The organism is Proteus sp. G4380 (assembly GCF_963885725.1).
In the GTDB taxonomy this organism is placed as follows: Bacteria; Pseudomonadota; Gammaproteobacteria; order Enterobacterales; family Enterobacteriaceae; genus Proteus; species Proteus mirabilis.
The window spans coordinates 30692-51136 of record NZ_CAWPAV010000037.1 but is presented as its reverse complement, the minus strand read 5'-3'; the positions used below and the strand labels follow the sequence as shown (position 1 = coordinate 51136).

The 20445-nt window shown below is 40.5% G+C and carries 18 protein-coding genes and 1 riboswitch; of the genes, 10 read left to right on the top strand and 8 right to left on the bottom strand.

Annotation, left to right across the window (positions count from 1 at the left end; genetic code table 11):
- Positions 1-345 precede the first annotated feature (345 nt).
- Positions 346-1146, top strand: a complete 801-nt coding sequence (djlA, locus tag AACU98_RS02785) for a co-chaperone DjlA (protein ID WP_004245533.1) — start codon at positions 346-348, stop codon at positions 1144-1146.
- Between the two features lie 244 nt (positions 1147-1390).
- Here djlA and rluA read toward each other — a convergent pair whose 3' ends face one another.
- The 8 genes from rluA to thiB all read right to left on the bottom strand — a co-directional run bounded on the left by rluA (position 1391) and on the right by thiB (position 12104).
- Entirely contained in the window at positions 1391-2044 is a 654-nt protein-coding gene (gene rluA / locus AACU98_RS02780; RefSeq protein ID WP_004245532.1) for a bifunctional tRNA pseudouridine(32) synthase/23S rRNA pseudouridine(746) synthase RluA, read from the bottom strand.
- Positions 2045-2102: 58 nt separating this feature from the next.
- Positions 2103-5006 (bottom strand): RNA polymerase-associated protein RapA, encoded by a 2904-nt coding sequence (gene rapA / locus AACU98_RS02775; protein WP_004249485.1) that lies wholly within the window; start codon positions 5004-5006, stop codon positions 2103-2105.
- 191 nt (positions 5007-5197) lie between these two features.
- Positions 5198-7552, bottom strand: a complete 2355-nt coding sequence (locus tag AACU98_RS02770; RefSeq protein ID WP_161735477.1) for a DNA polymerase II — start codon at positions 7550-7552, stop codon at positions 5198-5200.
- A gap of 115 nt (positions 7553-7667) precedes the next feature.
- A complete protein-coding gene (locus tag AACU98_RS02765; protein ID WP_004249488.1) occupies positions 7668-8237 on the bottom strand; it encodes a PIN domain-containing protein in 570 nt (189 codons plus the stop codon).
- Entirely contained in the window at positions 8237-8689 is a 453-nt protein-coding gene (locus tag AACU98_RS02760; RefSeq protein WP_004245528.1) for a helix-turn-helix domain-containing protein, read from the bottom strand. Before AACU98_RS02760 ends, AACU98_RS02765 begins: the two co-directional genes overlap by 1 nt.
- Before the next feature lie 127 nt (positions 8690-8816).
- Entirely contained in the window at positions 8817-9518 is a 702-nt protein-coding gene (gene thiQ / locus AACU98_RS02755; protein ID WP_161735475.1) for a thiamine ABC transporter ATP-binding protein ThiQ, read from the bottom strand.
- Positions 9511-11091: a thiamine/thiamine pyrophosphate ABC transporter permease ThiP gene (gene thiP, locus AACU98_RS02750; protein WP_036970641.1), complete on the bottom strand. Its 1581-nt coding sequence runs from the start codon at positions 11089-11091 to the stop codon at positions 9511-9513. The genes thiQ and thiP overlap by 8 nt, the downstream gene beginning before the upstream one ends.
- Entirely contained in the window at positions 11091-12104 is a 1014-nt protein-coding gene (gene thiB / locus AACU98_RS02745; RefSeq protein WP_087726380.1) for a thiamine ABC transporter substrate binding subunit, read from the bottom strand. Before thiB ends, thiP begins: the two co-directional genes overlap by 1 nt.
- Before the next feature lie 64 nt (positions 12105-12168).
- A riboswitch (TPP riboswitch) is annotated at positions 12169-12260 on the bottom strand.
- Between the two features lie 112 nt (positions 12261-12372).
- On the opposite strand from thiB, the gene rppH reads away from it, so the two are divergent.
- The 9 genes from rppH to AACU98_RS02700 all read left to right on the top strand — a co-directional run bounded on the left by rppH (position 12373) and on the right by AACU98_RS02700 (position 20440).
- Complete coding sequence (gene rppH / locus AACU98_RS02740) at positions 12373-12903, top strand: RNA pyrophosphohydrolase (protein WP_004245524.1); 531 nt, start codon at positions 12373-12375, stop codon at positions 12901-12903.
- 8 nt (positions 12904-12911) lie between these two features.
- Positions 12912-15158 carry a phosphoenolpyruvate--protein phosphotransferase gene (ptsP, locus tag AACU98_RS02735; RefSeq protein ID WP_004249490.1) on the top strand — a complete coding sequence of 749 codons (2247 nt, stop codon included), beginning with the start codon at positions 12912-12914 and terminating at the stop codon, positions 15156-15158.
- An 86-nt stretch (positions 15159-15244) separates the two neighbouring features.
- Positions 15245-16129, top strand: coding sequence for a prolipoprotein diacylglyceryl transferase (lgt, locus tag AACU98_RS02730; RefSeq protein ID WP_004245522.1), 885 nt, complete (start codon positions 15245-15247; stop codon positions 16127-16129).
- A 31-nt stretch (positions 16130-16160) separates the two neighbouring features.
- Complete coding sequence (locus tag AACU98_RS02725) at positions 16161-17012, top strand: thymidylate synthase (protein WP_004245521.1); 852 nt, start codon at positions 16161-16163, stop codon at positions 17010-17012.
- A 176-nt stretch (positions 17013-17188) separates the two neighbouring features.
- Positions 17189-17722 (top strand): type IV toxin-antitoxin system AbiEi family antitoxin, encoded by a 534-nt coding sequence (gene abiEi / locus AACU98_RS02720; RefSeq protein WP_004245520.1) that lies wholly within the window; start codon positions 17189-17191, stop codon positions 17720-17722.
- Positions 17715-18644 (top strand): nucleotidyl transferase AbiEii/AbiGii toxin family protein, encoded by a 930-nt coding sequence (locus AACU98_RS02715; protein ID WP_004245519.1) that lies wholly within the window; start codon positions 17715-17717, stop codon positions 18642-18644. The genes abiEi and AACU98_RS02715 overlap by 8 nt, the downstream gene beginning before the upstream one ends.
- 229 nt (positions 18645-18873) lie before the next feature.
- Positions 18874-19353: a prepilin-type N-terminal cleavage/methylation domain-containing protein gene (locus AACU98_RS02710; protein WP_012368318.1), complete on the top strand. Its 480-nt coding sequence runs from the start codon at positions 18874-18876 to the stop codon at positions 19351-19353.
- Complete coding sequence (locus tag AACU98_RS02705; protein WP_004250231.1) at positions 19347-19985, top strand: prepilin peptidase-dependent protein; 639 nt, start codon at positions 19347-19349, stop codon at positions 19983-19985. The genes AACU98_RS02710 and AACU98_RS02705 overlap by 7 nt, the downstream gene beginning before the upstream one ends.
- Positions 19982-20440, top strand: a complete 459-nt coding sequence (locus AACU98_RS02700) for a DUF2509 family protein (protein ID WP_004245516.1) — start codon at positions 19982-19984, stop codon at positions 20438-20440. Before AACU98_RS02705 ends, AACU98_RS02700 begins: the two co-directional genes overlap by 4 nt.
- Positions 20441-20445 lie beyond the last annotated feature (5 nt).

The following is a 20445-nucleotide window of genomic DNA, read 5'->3' as shown; positions in this document are numbered from 1 at the left end:
CCCAACGTCCTGAACATTGTTCTAACGGTAACCGAAAAAAGAGCAGTTCCCTTTTTTCGATGTTTCTATGTTGAAATCGGTTTATAGCTTTATTAGAAACAAAAAAACACCGCGCTTGTGCGGTATTTCGTGCTGCATAACAACGCTAAAGTTATTCGTTTGGTCACTTATTTTACTTTAACACAATTTAAACGAAAACAGCATTATCTCTGTGCAAGCAGCTAGCGAAAACCTCATCATTTTAAGAAAAAGTTTATTTGAGCTTGCTTGATGTTAGGTGTGAAAGCAAATGAATAGTATGATAATGCAAAATTGTGAGCAGGGCATTGAAGATTTGAGGAGTCTATGCGCTATTGGGGAAAATTATTAGGCCTTATCATCGGTAGTTTTGCCGGGATCGGCTTTTGGGGCATTGTGATTGGGGTTTTTCTAGGACACCTTTATGACGTACAAAGAAGTAAATTAAGCTATGGTGGGCGCTATAATCGTGATAGACAAGCCTATTTCTTTGCTGCCACATTCCAAGTCTTAGGGCATTTAACCAAATCCAAAGGACGAGTGACACAAACCGATATCACATTAGCCAGTACGTTAATGGATAGAATGAATTTACATGGGGCAGCACGTCAAGCAGCACAACAGGCGTTTCGAGAAGGTAAAGAGGTTGATTTCCCACTTAGAGCCACCTTACAACGTGTTCGCCAAATTTGTGCTGGTCGCCGTGATTTACTGCAGATGTTTCTGGAAATTCAATTACAAGCCGCATTTGCTGATGGGCAGTTACATCCTAACGAACGTAAAATGCTGTTTATTATTATTGATGAGCTCGGATTTTCTCGCGCCCGTTTTGAACATATATTAGCCATGATGCAGGCGGGGCAAAGTTTTCATTATCAACAAGGGCAAAATTATCAGCCACAAACTCAAGGCCCAACGCTTTCTGACGCCTATAAAGTGTTAGGTATTAAAGAGGGTGATGATGTTAAAACAATAAAAAGAGCTTATCGAAAATTAATGGGAGAACATCATCCTGATAAATTGGTTGCAAAAGGTTTACCACCGGAGATGATGGAAATTGCAAAACAAAAAGCACAAGCTATCCAAGTTGCTTACGATTTGATTAAAAAAGAAAAAGGATTTCGTTAACATCTTGTAAATAAAGATGAGAAAAGAGAGAATTAATCCGTGATGAAGATAACTCAGTCTTAGTTGAGATTATTATTTGTCACGGTAAAATATAAGTGAAATTTAATTATTTCACTCTCATTCTCTTATAAAAGGAACTATATCAATGTCAAACGTCCGTGTTCTTGTTGGGGTAATAGGATTAGCGCTCTGTCTGCTCCTTGCTTCACTAAGTTCGGTGACCGTTTTAGTGTCGTAAGACAGGTTAAAAATCTGCCAGGCATTCAAAATGTATCGGTGAATGAAAGGCCGGATGCGTAATAAATAATTCCTGAGCATGTAACTGCAGGCGAGGTGCGAGTGCTCTTGCCTGCGGATGAGCATAAAAACGATCCCCTAAAATAGGATGACCTAATGCTAGCATATGAACCCGTAGCTGATGGGAGCGTCCGGTTATTGGTGATAGTTTTACCCGCGTTGCATTTTCTTCATATTCCAACACTTCATAAAAAGTTTGTGCAGACTTTCCTGTTTCATAACATACTTTTTGCTTAGGTCGATTAGGCCAATCGCAGATCAACGGCAGATCTACTAACCCTTGTGGTTTTTCAAGCTTTCCCCAGACACGGGCAATATAGGTTTTTTTCGGCTCTCGTTCACGAAATTGGCGTTTTAATTCACGCTCGGCGGCTTTATTAAGCGCAACAACCATCACACCACTCGTGGCCATATCAAGGCGATGAACAGATTCCGCATCAGGAAAATCGGCTTTTATACGCGACATAATGCTGTCGTGATGTTCTAGCGCTTTGCCGGGTACAGATAGCAATCCACTGGGTTTATTAACAACAATAATATGCTCATCTTGATATAAAACGTGTAACCAAGGATCAGTGGGGGGGTTATAAACTTCCATCATAGTGGATATCTCAGCAAAATAACGGGGGAGATAAAGCTTTCCCCCGTTTTAACAGTGATTATTGGTGGGTAACAACAATTAAACGGATCGCATCTAAGCGCCATGTCGCTTCATCTAAGTGGTTAAGAATATGCGTACGCTCATTTTCAATTGCTTCAACTTCGTCATCACGTATATTTGGGTTAACGGCACGTAATGCCTCTAAGCGTGATAACTCATGTGTTAATGCGTTGTCAGCTTCTTGCTTCGCTTGTTCAATTAGCGTTTTCGCTTCCGCTTCCATTAAGGATTCAGATGCTTTTAGTACATGATGAACTTCATTTTGTACCGCATTGACCAATTTGCTGGATGTGTGGCGATTTACCGCATTTAATTGGCGGTTAAAACTTTCAAATTCAACTTGTGATGCAAGATTATTACCTTTTAAATCAAGTAATAAGCGTACTGGAGTTGCCGGTAAGAAGCGAGTTAAATGAAGATGTTTAGGGGCTTGCGCTTCTACGACATAAATCAGTTCAACTAATAGCGTACCTACAGGTAATGCTTTGTTTTTCAATAAAGAAACCGCACAACTACCTGTATCACCAGATAAGACTAAATCTAAACCATTACGGATAATAGGATGTTCCCAACTGATAAATTGCGTATCTTCACGAGAGAGTGCGTGCTCTCTATCAAAGGTAATTGTACAACCATCTTGCGGTAATCCAGGGAAGTCAGGAACTAACATATGATCTGATGGCGTTAATACAATTAAGCTATCACTACGATCTTCTTGGTTAATGCCCACAATATCAAATAAGTTTAAGGCGAAGTTAACCAGATCGGGATCGTTATCTTGCTCTGCAATCTTATTCGCTAACTCAACGCCAACTTCACCGCCGTTAGAGTGCATTTCTAATAGACGGTCACGACCTTGTTCTAGTTTGAGTTTCATCTCATCATGTTGCTTACGACAAGAAACGATAAACTTATCAAAATCACCTAGTTCATTAGGTTGAGCAAGATAATTGACTAGCGCATCATATTCGTTGTCATAAATTGTACGACCCGTCGGGCAGGTATGTTCAAATGCATCTAACCCTTCGTGATACCAACGTAATAGAACAGATTGAGCGGTTCCTTCAAGATAAGGCACACTGATATCAATGTCGCGGTTTTGACCGATACGATCAAGACGACCAATACGTTGTTCTAATAAATCAGGATTAAAGGGGAGATCAAACATCACTAGTTGATTAGCAAATTGGAAGTTACGCCCTTCTGAACCGATTTCAGAACATAGTAACACTTGTGCGCCTTCCTCTTCTGAGGCGAAATAAGCGGCTGCACGATCTCGTTCAAGTAAAGACATCCCTTCATGGAATACTGCAGCACGAATACCTTCACGTTCACGTAAAACTTGTTCTAATTGCAATGCTGTGGCGGCTTGAGCACAAATGACTAATACTTTTTCATGACGATTGGCGGTTAAAAAGCCTAGTAGCCATTCAACGCGTGGATCAAAGTTCCACCATGTGGCATTTTCACCTTCAAACTCTTGGTAGATACGTTCAGGATAGAGCATCTCTTTTGCTCGTACTTCGAGGCTCTTTTTCGCTGCCATAATCTCAGCCACCTTAATGGCGGTTTGATACTGAGTTGGTAGTGGCATTTTTATTGCGTGCAACAGTCGGTTAGGGAAGCCTTTGACGCCGGAGCGAGTATTGCGAAATAACAGACGACCCGTACCGTGTCTATCCATCAACATATGAATAAGTGCTTGGCGAGATTTTGTACGCTCTTCACCTTGGGTATTAGAGGCTTTTAGCAACGGCTCTATATCTTGCTCGCTGATCATCTCACTGATGCTATTTTGCTGTTCGTTATTTAAATCATCTTCTGAAAGCAAAATGGTTACCGCATCGGCTACGGGGCGATATTTTTGTTGTTCATTAATAAATTCGTTGTAATCGTGGAAACGATTAGGATCGAGCAAACGTAAGCGGGCAAAATGGCTTTCTTGACCAAGTTGCTCCGGTGTTGCGGTTAATAACAATACAGAAGGGATCGCTTCAGCCAGCGTTTCGATAACTTGGTATTCTCGGCTTGGTGCCTTTTCACTCCATACCAGATGGTGGGCTTCATCGACAACTAACATATCCCAAGTCGCTTCAACAAGGTGTTCAAAGCGTTGTTTGTTTTTACGCACAAAGTCTAATGAGCAAATGATCATCTGCTCTGTTTCGAAAGGATTATCGCTATCTAATAAAGATTCGCTATAACGGCTATCATCAAACAGTGAAAAACGTAGGTTGAAACGACGTAACATCTCAACTAACCACTGATGTTGTAAGCTTTCAGGAACGATAATTAAAACACGCTCAGCGCGTCCATCCATGATTTGCTGGTGGATTATCATACCCGCTTCGATAGTTTTACCCAGCCCAACTTCATCCGCTAATAAAACGCGTGGATTATGACGTTTACCCACTTCATTAGCAATATAGAGCTGATGAGGAATAAGACTTGCGCGAATACCACGTAGACCACTTTGTGCTTGCTTAAACTGTTCGCTCATAAATTTACGCGCACGATAGCGTAAAGCAAAACGATCCATACGGTCTATTTGACCGGCAAAAAGACGATCTTGTGGCTTATTAAAAGTGAGTTTGTTATCTAAGAATACTTCACGCAGTTGTGCTGGCTCTTCGGTATCTAAACGTACGCCGTGATAAATAAGTAAGCCATTATCTTCCACAACGTTGTCGATGGCGAGCTTCCAGCCTTCATGACTGGTGACAGTATCCCCCACATTAAACATCACCCGCGTTATTGGGGCATCATGGCGGGAATAAAGACGATTTTCGCCACATGCAGGAAAAAGTAAGGTCACCATACGGGCATCAATTGCCACAACAGTACCTAGTCCAAGTTCGCTTTCTGTATCGCTAATCCAACGTTGACCAAGAGTAAAAGGCATATATATAAACTCAGCTCTCAAATATATAATTTATAAAATCATTATTAATGAATGCAGTATTGCGGTGTTGTCATCCAATCTACGGGATAAAAAATAGTATCTTTCTCAAGATGAGAAAAAAGGTGATTATCACCAAAGGGGCGTTATGTTAATAGATGCAAAGCAAGCCGTCACCTGCAAAATAACACATCTTAAAAAGAGAGCGTCATTTGCCCATTTAACAAGGTAGAAAAATCATCTTGTAGAAATGGCAAAATAGCATCTGCTATCGGCATTAATTGCTTATTAATGTAGTGTTCATAGTCAGGTGTCGAAGTGATATGCTCTAACGGCTCTGGCCCCAAGTGAGTAATTATATAACTAATCCAACCGCCTTGCTGATATTGTTGCGGCCTATTTTGTAATTGATTATAGTCATCCGCTAATCGAGCTGCTTTGACGTGAGGGGGGATATGGTGCTGGTAGTCTGATAATTTTCGTCGCAATCTTTTTCGATAAACCAGTCTATCATCATATTTTCCTAATAGCGTATCAGCAACATAATCACGAATAAACTGTTGATAAGGTTGCTGATTAAAGATGCGTGTATAAAGCTCTTTTTGAAACGCTTGCGCCAGTGGTGTCCAGTCTGTTCTGACTGTTTCCAATCCTTTAAACACCATTTTATCATGACTTAGCCCTGCATAACGTTTTTTACTTCCGGTTTCCATACCTCGAATAGTGGGCATCAAGAATCGGCGATAATGGGTTTCGTACTCAAGCTCTAATTGGCTATCAAGCTGGTAAGTTTCAGTCAGATAGCTTTTCCACCATTGATTAACATCTTGCGCTAATTGACGACCGATCTGCTCTGCTTGTACTTCGTTATGAGCGGCTTTAAGCCAAACAAAAGTAGAATCAGTATCACCATAAATCACTTGATAGCCTTTTGACTCAATTAATTCACGGGTCTTTTTCATTATTTCATGACCACGTAAAGTAATTGATGAAGCCAATCGAGGATCAAAAAAACGACAGCCTACCGAGCCTAATACACCATAAAAAGCATTCATAATAATTTTCAATGCTTGAGAGAGCGGGGCGTTGTTATGACGTTTAGCATTATCTCGTTCATGCCAGATTTGTGAAACAATGGTGGGTAAACAGTGTTTTTCTCGTGAAAACCACGCTTGACGAAAACCGGGAACGGCATGTGTGCTATCAGGGTGATGCATACCTTCAATCATACCCACCGGATCGATTAAAAAGGTACGAATAATAGAGGGATATAGGCTTTTATAGTCCAGTACCACCACTGAGTCATAGAGACCCGGTGTTGAGTCCATGACAAAACCACCAGGGCTATGCTCTTCGGGTTTTTCACCCTGATTGGGGGCAATATAACCAAGACGATGCATTGAGGGTAAATAGAGGTGAGTAAATGCTGCGACAGAGCCACCACTTCTATCTGCTGCCAGTCCTGTTACACTGGCTCTTTCTAATAAGAATTCCATTAAGTGTGTGGTATCAAAGATACGATTAACCAAGACACAATCTTGCCAGTTATAATACGCTAAGGCGGGCTTATCTTCTTTAAAACGGCGATTGATTTCGTCCATTCTGGCATAAGGTGTATCAATCGCTTTCCCTTCCCCTAACAGTGTTTGAGCAACTGACTCTAGGCTAAAAGAGGGAAAATTCCATGTCGCCATTTTTAAAGCATCAATACCATCAATAATTAAACGCCCTTGTGCTGAGGCAAAAAAGTGCCCCGCTTTAAAGCCATGTTCACGCCACTCTAATGGGGTATTTTGTCGTCCTAATAATAAATTGATCCCGTAACGCTGAGCATGGGTATGCAAGATACGCAAATCAAATTGAATAAGATTCCAACCAATAATCGCATCAGGATCGTACTCTTGTATCCAAGCATTTAGTTTTTCAAGGAGTTGTAATCGACTACTTACATAGCACAGACGATAGCCTTCAGGTTGTTGGCTTTCTTGAACTTCTGGGAGGGTGTCACTAAGCATAAAAACAACGTTATCACCGCAACCGGCCAATCCAATAGAATAAAGCTCACCAAACTCACTGGTTTCAATATCTAAAGAGACGGTACGTAATGTAGGACGATAAACACTGGCAGGTTTTAGCGTGACAGTATGACTATTTTGATAACGAAACCATACAGGCGCGGTGATAAAACGCTCCATCATATAGCGTTCATGTGGGCGGATATCGGCTTCATATAGGCGAATATTATGCTGTTTTAATTGCTGTTCAAGCTGGGTAAGTTGGCGGTATTGTTTACAATAAACCCCCAAAACAGGTTGTCTTTCAAAGTCTTTTAACGCCAGAGGACGAATATCAATATCGCGATTATGACCAACCACTGAGCGTAATATACTTTCATTTTGTTGGGCAACAAAACCAATAGCATACTGCTTTGCAACCGTGACTTTACGCGGTCCATTTTCTGTCGCCAACCAATAGGAGACAGCGATACCTTGTGGGGTATCACTCCAATGGCGGGTAAGAATAAAGCCTTGCTCTGTGTGAATTGTCATAATTTCCTAATAAGCGAGATATTGAAGCTTGAAAAAGAGATCGTTAACTATTAATTATAATATTAATCATAGCCTTGTTATGATAGGAAATGGGATATTACACGGGTTGATGTACTTATAATAATATCTGGAATGCCCGTAAATGGGAAATAAACTGGGGTAATTTCTGCTTTTGTAAACAGCCTAAAAAGGTCTCTACGGTCATTGGTGGATTCTTTAGGCTTTGTCTATGTTGTTGCGCCGCTTTAATACAGCTACTAGGATTTAATTCAAACATGTCACTCAAAAATTCATCAGGATGGATAGCTGAAATATCAAAAGAATTAAGGTATTTTTGCGGAAAATCTTTTAAGTTAAATGTAATTATAGCTTGAGCCTGCCCTTTTATTGCTGCTGCTAGCACATGACGATCATTAGGATCAGGTAGCTTTAAACCACAAATAAGCGGTTCGTAGCCTTCTACTAAACAATCAGGAACATGTGCATTCATTAAATCTCTGGTTCGTATTAGTCGCTCAGCTGTTAATGTTGGATTGTTGACTAATAAATTAGTGATCCATTCATCATGGATCTGATTACTCCAACGTGCTCTAAATAAACCAGTATTAGCAAGATACATTAAATAACTTCTAAGAGGGGCTGGATACATGACACAGGCATCAAGCAAAACAGTATAGTTTGTCATTAATACCCCATATCCATTTCTTGATCTAATTGCGATAATTCAGCAAGGGCATCAAGTCGTTTTTGCTCCAATTCATTTTTATAAGCAACAATATCAGCATAAGCAACTTTCCTACGATTTCCTTTTCTAGAGTAGGGTATCGCTCGTGTATCTAATAATTTTACAAATGTAGGACGGGACATATTGAGTATATCAGCCGCTTCCTGTGTCGTTAGCTCAGCATGGATTGGTGTGATACTAACAGTATTCCCTTGCCCTAGTTGAGTAAGAATTTCAATCATTAGGCGTAATGCACTATTTGGTATTTGTACAATATGATTATTACCCGTCTTATCTATAATGGATAGCTTCTGCGTTTTGCCATTAATATCCATAACAGCGGATAGCTCTTGGCTACTTAATTTTGCTAATGCAATATCTTCAGCACTAAGTCTCTCACTTATCGTATTCATTAGTATTTCCCCCTTTTTAATAACTAGATTATCTGAAATATTCGAAAAATAGTCAAGTATTCGAAATATTCGAAAGAGGCTTGTAGGGGGGAATAAGCTTCTTTCGATATCGCTATATTTCAATAGATTAATTAAAAGGTATCCCTAAAAGCAGTGATTGATCCACTTCGCCTTTGATTAATGACGCTGTATTTCCATCATAGACAATGGTGCCATTATCAATAACAAGCGCTCTTGGTGCGATTTTATGAGCATCTTCTAAGCTGTGAGACACCATGAGTAAAGTGAGATTTTTTTCATCACAAATTTGTTCTAATAATGTCAGCATTTCGATACGTAATGCGGGATCAAGGGCGGAAAAAGGTTCGTCTAACAATAAAATAGGCTGTTCACGTACCAGACAACGGGTAATTGCCACTCGTTGACGTTGACCCCCAGATAGTTGTGAAGGTAAACGCTCTAGATAATCACTTAAAGAAACCTGTTTGGCTCGACTTTCTAATAGTGCTTTCTGTGCCACAGTGAGTTTTAGCCCTGGATCTAGCCCTAAACCAATATTTTGTCTTACCGTGAGATGAGGAAAAAGATTGTTATCTTGAAATAACATCGAGATAGGGCGTTGGGCAGGGGCTGTTTTGGTATGATCTTTCCCTTTTAAAAATAATGAGCCTGACTCTGAGGGCAGAAAACCCGCTATTAAGCTGAGTAATGAGCTTTTACCTGCACCACTGGGACCTAAAATAGCAATACGCTCCCCCGCTTTTACCGTTAAATTAAAGGTCAGATGTTGGTGCTCATAGGTATAAGAAAGCTGCTCTAACTTAATCATAGGATTTTCCTGAAACGCGTTCGATAAGGCTAAAAAGCGTGAAACATAACAGCAAAAGGAGCATCGCGGTGACAGCGCCATCTTGTGTGTGATAAGCACCGATTTGCTGATAGAGGTAAAAAGGTAATGTTCTAAAAGTTTCATTTCCAAATAAGGCAACAATACCAAAATCACCAATGGAAATGACACAAGCAAAAGCCAGTGCTTGTGATAGTGGCTTTTTCAAAGCGCGTAGCTCTATCCAACGTAGACGATTAATACCTCGCAAATTAAGGGAAGCACATAATAGATTATAGCGGGCTGCAATATCATTCATTGGGTTTTCAAGTACTTTTAAAGCATATGGAATAGCCATAAGCGCATTAGTGAGGATCACTAAAAGATAGGGGGATTCAGGTAATCCGGTTGTGCTGTTTAATAATAGAAAAAAGCCCGTCGCTAATACAATGCCCGGCATAGCCAGAATAATGAGTCCACTCATTTCCAGCGCTTGTCCGGCCTTTTTAAAATGGCGTAAGCGTAATTCTCGACTACTCCAGAGCAACATCATCGTTAAAATAACACAAAGTCCCCCAGCGCCAAGTGCAATAATTAATGATGTTGTAAAGGCTTGCCAAAGTACCGGCTGTTGTAGAACACCTAATAATTGACTGTTTAAGCCATCACTTATCACCGCTAATAACGGAGGAAGTAAAAAGAGCATAGCAAGTACGATAATTAAACTATCCGTTATTTTATTGATTAATGAGTCGCTAGGATCACGCCAGCTTAGTTTTTGATGATTACCGACAAAGAGTGTTCCCTTTAATTTTTGGCTAACAAGTACTAATCCTAAGCAGCAAAATAGCTGAATTAATGCTAATAGCGCTGCACGATGTAAATCGTAGTCATAACTTAATGCTTGATAAATTGCCAATTCAACAGTTGTTGCCGCAGGCCCACCTCCCAGCGCTAATACAGTCGCGAAACTTGCAAAGCAGAGCATAAAAATCAGTGATGCAGTAGGCAGGATTTGTCGCCATAAATAGGGCCACTCGAGAAAACGAAAACGTTGCCAGCCATTCATTCCCAATTGTGATGCTAATTGGCGTTGCTCGGTAGAAATACTTTCCAAGGCTTGTAACAACATTCTGGTAGCCAGTGGCATATTGAAAAAAATATGTGCGAGTAAAATGCCTTGTAAACCATAAGGCGTAAAATGGTAATCAATCCCTAACCATTGGCATATTTGAGCCAGCCACCCCATGCGACCATACACAGTTAAAATGCCAAATAGCGCCACTAACACCGGTAGAACTAAACTCATTGCACATAAGCGTAAAAAGAGCGTTCTGCCAACAAACTGGCGTCGATAGAGCGCTTTTGCTAACCAAATTGCCGGTAAAATGGAAAATAGCGCGGATAAAAATGCTTGCCAAAAAGTAAAGCGCACCACATGCCATAGGTAACTATCAGCAAAAATAGTCGATAAATCACCACTTGGCGCGTTAAACCATAAAGCACCGAAGGAGAGAAGGGCGACGGTAAGTAATAATCCCGAGGCACATAGCCCCGGGATAAGCCATTTACCCATTAGCGGCTAACCGCAGATTGCCAATTACGTGTCCATGTTTGGCGCTCTTTGGCTACCACATCAGCATCAAATTGTAATGACTTTTGCGGTTTAGGCATAACGGAGTAGACCTCAGGTAGTGGCATATCAATAACAGGATACATCCAATTAGTGGTTGGGATGGTTTCTTGGAAAGCGGGGGTTAGCATAAATTGCATAAATTGCTGAGCTAATTCTGGCTGTTTGCTGGATTTTAGCTTGGCTGCAACTTCTACCTGTAAATAGTGTCCTTCATCAAAAATAGCAGCTGCATAATTGTCCTTTTTATCTGCCAAAATATGGTAGCCCGGAGATGAGGTGTAACTAAGCACAAAATCCCCTTCTCCTTTCAAGAATAAGCCATAGGACTCACTCCAGCCTTTGGTTACTGTCAGTGTTTTATTCGCCAATTTTTGCCACTGCTCAGCGGTATTGTTTGGATACAGTGATTGCATCCATAACATTAAGCCTAAGCCGGGGGTACTGGTACGTGGATCTTGATAAAGGATTTTCCACGGCTGTTGGCTATTTAACAGCTCATCCATGCTTTTAGGGGGATGAGTAATACGATTTTTATCGTAAATAAAAGCGAAATAACCGTAGTCATAAGGCACAAAAGTGTCATCAGTCCATTTTTCAGGTAATGCCAGTTTTGATGTATCAATATTGCTTGGTGCAAAAAGTCCGGTCTGTTTTGCCGCATGAATAAGATTGTTATCTAGCCCTAAAATAATGTCAGCCTTACTTTTACTCCCTTCCATACGTAAACGATTAAGGAGAGAAACCCCATCAGAAAGGGCAACCAGTTTTAGCTCACAATCACATTGCTGTTCAAATGCTTTTTTAACTGCCGGACCAGGCCCCCAATCCGCGGTAAAAGAGTCATAGGTATAGACGGTAAGTGTGGGTTTGGTTTGTTGTGCATTTGCGGCAAAAGCACTGAACAAACCTAGTGCACTGAATAAAAGAGTTGAACGAAGAGAATTTATTAACACGCTATTTTCCTCAGTAAAAAGTCAAGTAGGATCTGAGGAGTGAGGAGGCAAATGAGTTATTATTGCGCCATCCTGACTCAAATCCCTACGCCAGTATTAGCTGGATCAGGTTCCACGAGTTTTTCTCAGCTTAAAAAAGCACCCCGTTGAGACATTCCCATTGTAGATAAATACTCACGTTGTGCAAAGTCTGTTGATAGTGGTTTACCGTTTGTGGGTAGTATGAAACAATGAGTTATCTTTCAAGTTTGGTTATTGAGGTAGTCTGGTGATCGATGATGATGGCTACCGCCCGAATGTGGGGATTGTAATTTGTAATCGGCAAGGGCAAGTGCTTTGGGCCCGTCGCTATGGACAACATTCATGGCAATTTCCTCAAGGGGGAATTAATCCTGGAGAATCACCAGAACAAGCCATGTATCGTGAGTTGTTCGAAGAAGTTGGATTAAGTCGTAAGGATGTTAAAATCCTTGCCTCCACGCGTAACTGGTTACGTTACAAGTTACCTAAGCGTTTGGTGCGTTGGGACACAAAACCTGTTTGTATTGGACAAAAACAGCGTTGGTTCCTTTTGCAGTTAACAAGTAACGACAAGGACATTAATGTTCAGCAGAGCAAAACGCCAGAGTTTGATGGTTGGCGTTGGGTTAGCTATTGGTATCCTGTTCGTCAAGTCGTCTCTTTTAAACGAGATGTATATCGTCGCGTGATGAAAGAGTTCGCACCAGTAGTTATGCCATTACAAGAACAAGTGTCTATGTCTCGTCCTTCCTATGGATATCGCCGTAAAAGGTATTAGATAACACTATGCTGACACGTTTGCGGGAAATTGTAGAAAAAGTGGCTATGGCAGCGAGTCTGCCAGAAGCACTTGAGCTATTAGTGAAAGAAACGTGTCAAGCTATGCACACGGATGTGTGTTCTATTTATCTTGCCGATATTCCCCATCGCTGTTTCTATTTAATGGCCACAAAAGGATTGAAAAAGCCGAAAGGACGTGCCGTCAGCCTCTCATTTGATGAGGGGGTGGTGGGTGAAGTAGGACGTCTTTCTGAGCTGATTAATCTGGCTGATATTCGTGAACATCCTAATTTTACCTATCTGCCACAAGTAAAAGAGGATGATCTGCGCGCTTTTCTCGGCGTGCCCATTGTCTATCGTCGTCAGTTACTTGGGGTGTTGGTGGTTCAGCAAAAAGAGCGACGCTTATTTAATGAAAGCGAAGAATCTTTTATGGTGACACTGGCCACCCAATTAGGGGCGATATTGTCGCAAGTGCAAACGAAAGGATTATTTGGACAATATCGTCAAAGCCGTATTAAAGCCCTATCCGTTTCTACGGGGGTAGTGATGGCATATGGTTGGCAAGAGATGTCTCAGCCAACCTTAGATCATGTTTTTAAAGCCAGCGCACTGGATATAAAAAGTGAATTAAACCGATTAACGGTCGCCTTAGAAGATGCGACATCGGAGTGTCGCCGTTTTAGTAAGCGCTTTATGGCAAATTCACAAAAAGAGAGTGCGGCTATTTTCGATCTCTATTCGCATTTACTTAACGATCCCCAATTAAGACAAAAAATGACTGGGGTTATACAACAAGGCTATGTTGCTGAGTGGGCAGTAAAAGTGGTGATAGAGAAGTTTTCTGCACAGTTCTCAAGTCTTAAAGATAGTTATATGCGAGAACGAGCTTCAGATTTAAAAGCATTAGGTCAGCGCTTACTATTTCATTTAGATGATGATCTCAGTACGACAAATACATGGCCAGATCGCTTTATTCTTGTGGCGGATGAGCTTAGTGCCAATCTATTGGCTGAGTTGCCAGAACAACAACTGGCAGGGGTGATAGTTCGTGATGGTGCGACTCATTCACACTCAGCGATTTTAGTGCGAGCAATGGGGATCCCTGCCATTATGGGGGCAGATATTCAACCGGAGCTACTTCACAACCGGATGCTAATTCTTGATGGTTATCGTGGTGAGATTTTTATTGAGCCAGAACCCTTTATCATGCAGGAATATCGGCAAATCATTGATGAAGAAAGAGTATTGAGTCAACTTGCTGAAGAGCAGCTTGAACAGCAAGCGGTATTAAAAAATGGTGAATCCATCAGTGTGCAATTAAATGCAGGGCTAAGCATTAAATATGAACAACGTATTAGCGTTGGCATAGATGGTGTCGGTCTTTATCGCACAGAAATCCCTTTTATGTTACAAAGCGGTTTTCCTTCCGAAGATGAACAAAAAAACCGTTATCGTGAAATCTTATCATTTTTTCCCAATAAACCCGTCGTACTACGTGCTTTAGATATAGGTGCAGATAAACAGCTTCCTTATATGCCGATAAATGAGGAGAACCCTTGTTTAGGGTGGCGGGGGATCAGAATATTACTTGATCAGCCAGAAATATTTCTGATCCAACTACGAGCGATGTTAAAAGCTAATCTTGAATTTAAAAATTTGAAAATATTGTTGCCGATGGTGACAAGTATTGATGAAATTGAAGAAGCGAAAGCATTGTTACTAAGAGCATGTGCTGAAGTTAGCCGAGAAATGAAATGCGAATGCATTCTACCACCTGTGGGGATCATGCTTGAAGTCCCCTCATTGGTCTTTATGTTACCGCAATTAGCACATCGAGTAGATTTTATCTCGATTGGTACCAATGATTTAACGCAATATTTACTTGCAGTCGATCGTAATAATACCCATGTAGCACTGCTCTATGATAATTTGCATCCTGCATTACTGCGTTCGCTTAATATTATTGCTTTAGAATGCCAACGTTATCAGTTACCAGTCAGTGTTTGTGGTGAAATGGCGGGTACGCCGATGGGGGCATTGCTACTAATAGGGCTAGGTTTTCGTCAGTTAAGCATGAGTGGCCGTAGTTTACCTAGGGTAAAATACTTATTGCGCCATCTAGATCCTGCTATCTTACAGCCTTTTATGCAACAGGTGTTGAAAGCTGAAACGGCAATAGAGATAAAAAAATTGTCTGCTGATTTTATGGAAAGACAAGGATTAGGTGGATTAATTCGCGGAGGTATCTGATAGGCCTTCGTATAAACTTTTTGTCTAAGGGGTTATCCACATCGACCCATAGATAGAAGATCATTAATAAAGTGAAGTAGGGAAGAATGAGTATAAACTACCTTAAATTTCCAGAAATCGATCCAGTTATGTTTTCTATCGGGCCAGTATCTTTGCACTGGTACGGCATGATGTATTTGATTGGATTTGTGTTTGCATTATGGCTAGCAAACCGCAGAGCGGCAAAACCTAACAGTGGTTGGCAAAAAAGTGAAGTCGAAACATTACTTTATGTAGGGTTTGTGGGCGTGTTTATTGGTGGGCGTCTAGGATATGTTTTATTCTATAACTTACCGGTATTTTTAGATAATCCACTTTACCTATTTAAAGTCTGGGATGGCGGAATGTCCTTCCACGGTGGCTTAATTGGGGTGATCTGCGCCATGATTTGGTTTGCTCGTCGCACTAAACGTCACTTTTTTCAAGTCGCAGACTTTGTTGCTCCATTAATTCCATTTGGTTTAGGTTTAGGACGTATTGGTAACTTTATTAATGGAGAGCTTTGGGGGAGAGTCACCTTAGATACCCCGTGGGCGATTTTATTCCCAGGCTCCCGTGCAGAAGATCTACAGCTTGTCGCGCAAGATCCCACTACACTATTACCTATCATTCAGCAATACGGCGTATTGCCTCGCCACCCATCGCAACTCTATGAAATGTTCCTAGAAGGCGTGGTATTATTTATTATTCTGAATATCTTTGTGCGCAAAAATCGTCCTATGGGCAGTGTATCGGGGTTATTCTTAATTGGTTATGGTGCTTTCCGTATTATTGTTGAATTCTTCCGCCAACCTGATGCGCAATTAGGTTTATTTAGCGGTATCAGCATGGGGCAAATTCTTTCCATTCCAATGATAATATTAGGCATTATCTTTATGGTGTGGGCGTATCGTCGCGATAAAGCCACTCCACAGACGCCAACAACACACTAACTATTATTAGCTAACAAAAAAGAGAGACTACATGAAGCAGTATCTGGCATTGTGTCAACGCATTATCGATGAAGGTGAATGGATTGATAATAAACGGACAGGAACCCGTTGTTTAACGGTGATAAATGCCGATCTGGAATATGATGTTGCCAATAACCAATTTCCACTCATAACAACGCGTAAAAGTTTTTACAAAGCCGCGATTGCGGAACTATTAGGGTACTTACGTGGTTATGATAATGCAGCACAATTTCGTGCTATTGGCTGTAATACGTGGAACGCGAATGCTAATGAAAATAGCGCATGGTTAAATAATCCGCATCGTAAGGGTGAAGATGATATGGGCCGAGTCTATGGTGTTCAAGGACGCCAATGGCAACGCCCTGATGGCTCGCACTTTGATCAATTACGTAAAGTGGTAGATAACTTAACTAACGGTATTGACGATCGTGGTGAGATAGTCACTTTTTATAATCCCGGAGAAACAGCGTTAGGGTGTTTACGTCCATGCATGCATACACATACTTTTTCATTGCTCGGTGACAGGCTTTATTTAACCTCATATCAACGTAGCTGTGATGTCCCATTAGGGTTGAATTTTAATCAAATTCAATGCTTTGTATTATTAGCGCTGGTGGCTCAAATCACAGGGCATAAACCAGGTAAAGCATTCCATAAGATAGTTAATGCTCACATTTATGAGAACCAATTACCTCTGATGCGTGATGTTCAACTAAAAAGAGAGCCATTGCCATTACCTAAGCTACATATTAATCCAAACATTAAGACATTAGATGATATAGAAACTTGGGTCACGACAGATGACTTTAGTGTTGAAGGTTATCAGTGTCACGAGGCGATAAAATACCCGTTTACGGTGTAGTTTAACTCACTGATTTGGTTTAACACTTAATAACCCCCAATAGTTGAATTTAATTATTGGGGGTTTTGATATACAAAACACCCCCTTTATTGGGGTTTATTTGTATATCAAGGTAATGTACTATACTCAAATATACAAAATAACCCCTCGTTGGGGGTGATTTAGTAGAGGTTGATATGGAGTTAATAAGAGCAATTAATGTTTTTAACAAATTCAGTAAGCAAGGTAGAAATATCTTCCTCACCAAAGATTTAAAAATGCTTTTTCCTGATGAGTCTCCGAAAACATTACAAAAATCAGTTGACCGGCTGATCGCGCATGATGTGCTACGCCGAGCATCAAAAGGTGTATATATCTATACTCAAGGTTCATTGGGGCCTTACCCTTTAGAACGTCTGGCCGAAAATATTCGACGAGGCCACTACAACTACATTAGTTTGGAATCCGCTCTATCTCAGTACGGTGTAATTTCACAGATCCCCATCGACAGACTTACGATTATGTCCACAGGCCGGTCTGGAGAGTTTGTAACGCCTTGGGGCGTTATTGAGGTTACCCATACTGCCAAGAAGCCTCTTGAAATACTCAATACTACGGTGGAAGGAAGGGGGCCATTAAGAATTGCAACAAAGGAGACTGCCATTAAGGATCTAATGAAGGTTGGCAGAAATACACACCTCATCCAACGTGAGGAATTAAACTATGTCTGATTTTGTCAATTTTAATGAGCTAGTTGACAGCATTGTCATCGAAAAGGATTACGGCGCGAACAGGCCTGTCGTGGAAAAAGAATTGCTACATTATGACATTCTTTATGCTCTTTCCGCCACAGGGCTTTTAAAGCACATCACATTTCAGGGCGGTACATCGCTTAGGCTTTGCTATGGATCAAACAGATTTAGTGAAGATCTGGACTTTGCTGGTGGTCGTGACTTCTGTTCAGCGCAACTGCTTGAGATTAAAGCGTGTATTGAGAAATATGTTGGTGAACGATATGGCTTGGAGGTTGTGGTTAAAGAGCCAAAAGAGCTAAGAAAAGAACCTGATTATGCAGATGTAAAAGTCGATAAGTGGCAAATATCAGTGACTACCAATCCAGGAAAAAAAGACCTACCAAAGCAGAAGATCAAAGTGGAAATAGCCAACATTCCTGCATACACCAACACCCTTCGAACGCTTGTTAAAAACTATGAGCAGCTTCCTAGTGGCTATTCTGACCTGATTATTAGAGTGGAAGAGCTCACGGAGGTCATGGCTGATAAATTGGTTTCATTCCCAGCAACAACCTCACGTATTCGGTATAGAGATATGTGGGATTTGGTGTGGTTGCACCAGAAAGGGGTTAAACCAGACGCTGAACTGGTAATGAAAAAGGTTGCCGATTATAAGCTCAATGAGCATTTTGAGGAATGGTTGCAAGCAAGAATTGAGTCTTTGCCTGCATTGGTTGCGAGTGAAAAGTTTAAGGGAGAGATGAAGCGATTCTTACCTGTGTCTGTCGTAGATAGAACTCTCCTTCACCCAGATTTTCTTGAATTTTTACAAATTACTCTTCATGAACTGCTAGTCACTATCCAAACAGATATTTATGGAAGTAAAGATCCGAAGCCAGTAAAAAAATTTGAAATGTAGCACTCCAGCTAAGCCCGAACCTTTGAAGTGACCCCCAATAGTTGAATTTAATTATTGGGGGTTTTTGATATCAAAAAATAGTCATTTTATTGTTATTAACTTAAAAAAATATCGTATTGCGTAACCTCTCTTAAATTTGATGAGCTTTTATTTACCTATCTGGTTTTTGCCTGCATTGTTATTGAGATAAAACAGTAACAATGACAAGGAAAACAAGTAGGAGGCATGGATGACAGGCAATCATTATTCCCACTCTAAACATTTAGGGAGTAGCTTATTCGAGGTGCTTATTGTTATGGCTATAGTAGCAATATTGAGCGCTTTATCCTTGAGCTCATATCATCAGTTGTTACGCCAACGCCAGTTAGTTCAAAGTGTAAGAGAAGTGATGGCGTTTTTAGCTTATCAACAACAACGCTCACTGCTCTTTAATTGCAAAGTGCAAATTGTATTGTGGCTATCACCTATTAATAAATTAGAGGCAAAATCGTTAACAACACCCACAACCAAAGAAAGTATTCAATTAGGGTTAAACAATCAGCTTATTCGCTCTACAGCAACACGCTTTACATTTTGTGGCTTACGCCAAACATTACGACCGATGCATTTTGTGCTGTCAAATGGTGATGAAGAGGTCAAAATTATTATCTCTTCATTAGGGCGTATTCGAGCGTGCAGTCAGACAATAAAGGCATTTTCAGTATGCTAAAGCGTCCTTTGTCTATTCAACATCATGATTTTGCGGGTTTTATGTTGATGGAGTGCCTCTTTGTGATGACGATAAGTAGTATTTTATTAGTTTGTATTGGACGTGCTTATCCTTATATTATCAATGAGTTAACTTCTTCTTATCAACAATATCGTTTAGAGATTTATCTAAAACAGCGTTTGCAGTTACTGGAAACGCAATTAAGGCGAGCAGGGTACTGCAATGGTGATTGCACTGTTAAAAAGGCTTCTTTACCTGTACCACTTAAAATAGGTCATTATCCTTATCACCCTCATGGCTCTTGTGTTTTGTTTGTTTACGATATGAACAATAACGGCCGTTGGGAGAGTCCAGAAGAACAAGAGAGTGATTACTTTGGTTTTAGATTAAAAAACGGTCAGCTTGAACAACGTCGTGGTGTGCAAAATTGTGATTCAACAGGATGGCAACAGATCTTCGAAAAAGAAGAAATTGAGGTGACAGAATTTATCTTAACTCCCTATACACACTATTCTCCAATAAAAAAACGTGCATTTAACTATCTATCATTATCATTAAAATTCCAAGCAAAACAAAATATTAACCTAAAAGTACACTATCAAACATCAATACTATTAAGGAATATTTCGTGATAACGACACAGGGAACAATAAAGGAGCAACAGGGTGTCATCGGTCTGATGGCTGCAGTAGGTTTTATGGTGATAAGTTTATCGTTACTGACAAGTTTTGCTTATCATTATCGTCAATGTCAATTAATGGTGATGCAAGAGTTACAAGCAAAGCAGACCTTTTTATTCGCTGGATCTGCGTTGTCATGGGGAATGACCTTAACATGGGATTTATCGCCTTCTCGTCTTTACCAATGGCAATGTCGTACTTTTACTGCTGAGCCTAATATGAAAAGCTGTTTCTCTTTGAGAGGAAAGACAAGCGCTTTACTACTCGGAGAGGCTAAAAGTCATAGCGGAGATAAGATATCTCATTATCAATGGATTAATCTGGTTGGTAAGGAAAAACTGCATATTGAAGCCCAACCGAATGGTTGGCTAGACTACTGTCCACTAGTTAAAGAAGGCTGTATTTGATAATA

What these genes read in the sequence shown, in the direction of transcription:
- AACU98_RS02725 (WP_004245521.1), top strand. Translation starts at nt 16,161, where the DNA reads ATGAAGCAGTATCTGGCATTGTGTCAACGCATTATCGATGAAGGTGAA.
- djlA (WP_004245533.1), top strand. Translation starts at nt 346, where the DNA reads ATGCGCTATTGGGGAAAATTATTAGGCCTTATCATCGGTAGTTTTGCC.
- rapA (WP_004249485.1), bottom strand. Translation starts at nt 5,006, where the DNA reads ATGCCTTTTACTCTTGGTCAACGTTGGATTAGCGATACAGAAAGCGAA.
- thiP (WP_036970641.1), bottom strand. Translation starts at nt 11,091, where the DNA reads ATGGGTAAATGGCTTATCCCGGGGCTATGTGCCTCGGGATTATTACTT.
- abiEi (WP_004245520.1), top strand. Translation starts at nt 17,189, where the DNA reads ATGGAGTTAATAAGAGCAATTAATGTTTTTAACAAATTCAGTAAGCAA.
- AACU98_RS02710 (WP_012368318.1), top strand. Translation starts at nt 18,874, where the DNA reads ATGACAGGCAATCATTATTCCCACTCTAAACATTTAGGGAGTAGCTTA.
- lgt (WP_004245522.1), top strand. Translation starts at nt 15,245, where the DNA reads ATGAGTATAAACTACCTTAAATTTCCAGAAATCGATCCAGTTATGTTT.
- ptsP (WP_004249490.1), top strand. Translation starts at nt 12,912, where the DNA reads ATGCTGACACGTTTGCGGGAAATTGTAGAAAAAGTGGCTATGGCAGCG.
- rluA (WP_004245532.1), bottom strand. Translation starts at nt 2,044, where the DNA reads ATGATGGAAGTTTATAACCCCCCCACTGATCCTTGGTTACACGTTTTA.
- AACU98_RS02715 (WP_004245519.1), top strand. Translation starts at nt 17,715, where the DNA reads ATGTCTGATTTTGTCAATTTTAATGAGCTAGTTGACAGCATTGTCATC.
- AACU98_RS02705 (WP_004250231.1), top strand. Translation starts at nt 19,347, where the DNA reads ATGCTAAAGCGTCCTTTGTCTATTCAACATCATGATTTTGCGGGTTTT.
- AACU98_RS02760 (WP_004245528.1), bottom strand. Translation starts at nt 8,689, where the DNA reads ATGAATACGATAAGTGAGAGACTTAGTGCTGAAGATATTGCATTAGCA.
- thiQ (WP_161735475.1), bottom strand. Translation starts at nt 9,518, where the DNA reads ATGATTAAGTTAGAGCAGCTTTCTTATACCTATGAGCACCAACATCTG.
- AACU98_RS02770 (WP_161735477.1), bottom strand. Translation starts at nt 7,552, where the DNA reads ATGACAATTCACACAGAGCAAGGCTTTATTCTTACCCGCCATTGGAGT.
- AACU98_RS02765 (WP_004249488.1), bottom strand. Translation starts at nt 8,237, where the DNA reads ATGACAAACTATACTGTTTTGCTTGATGCCTGTGTCATGTATCCAGCC.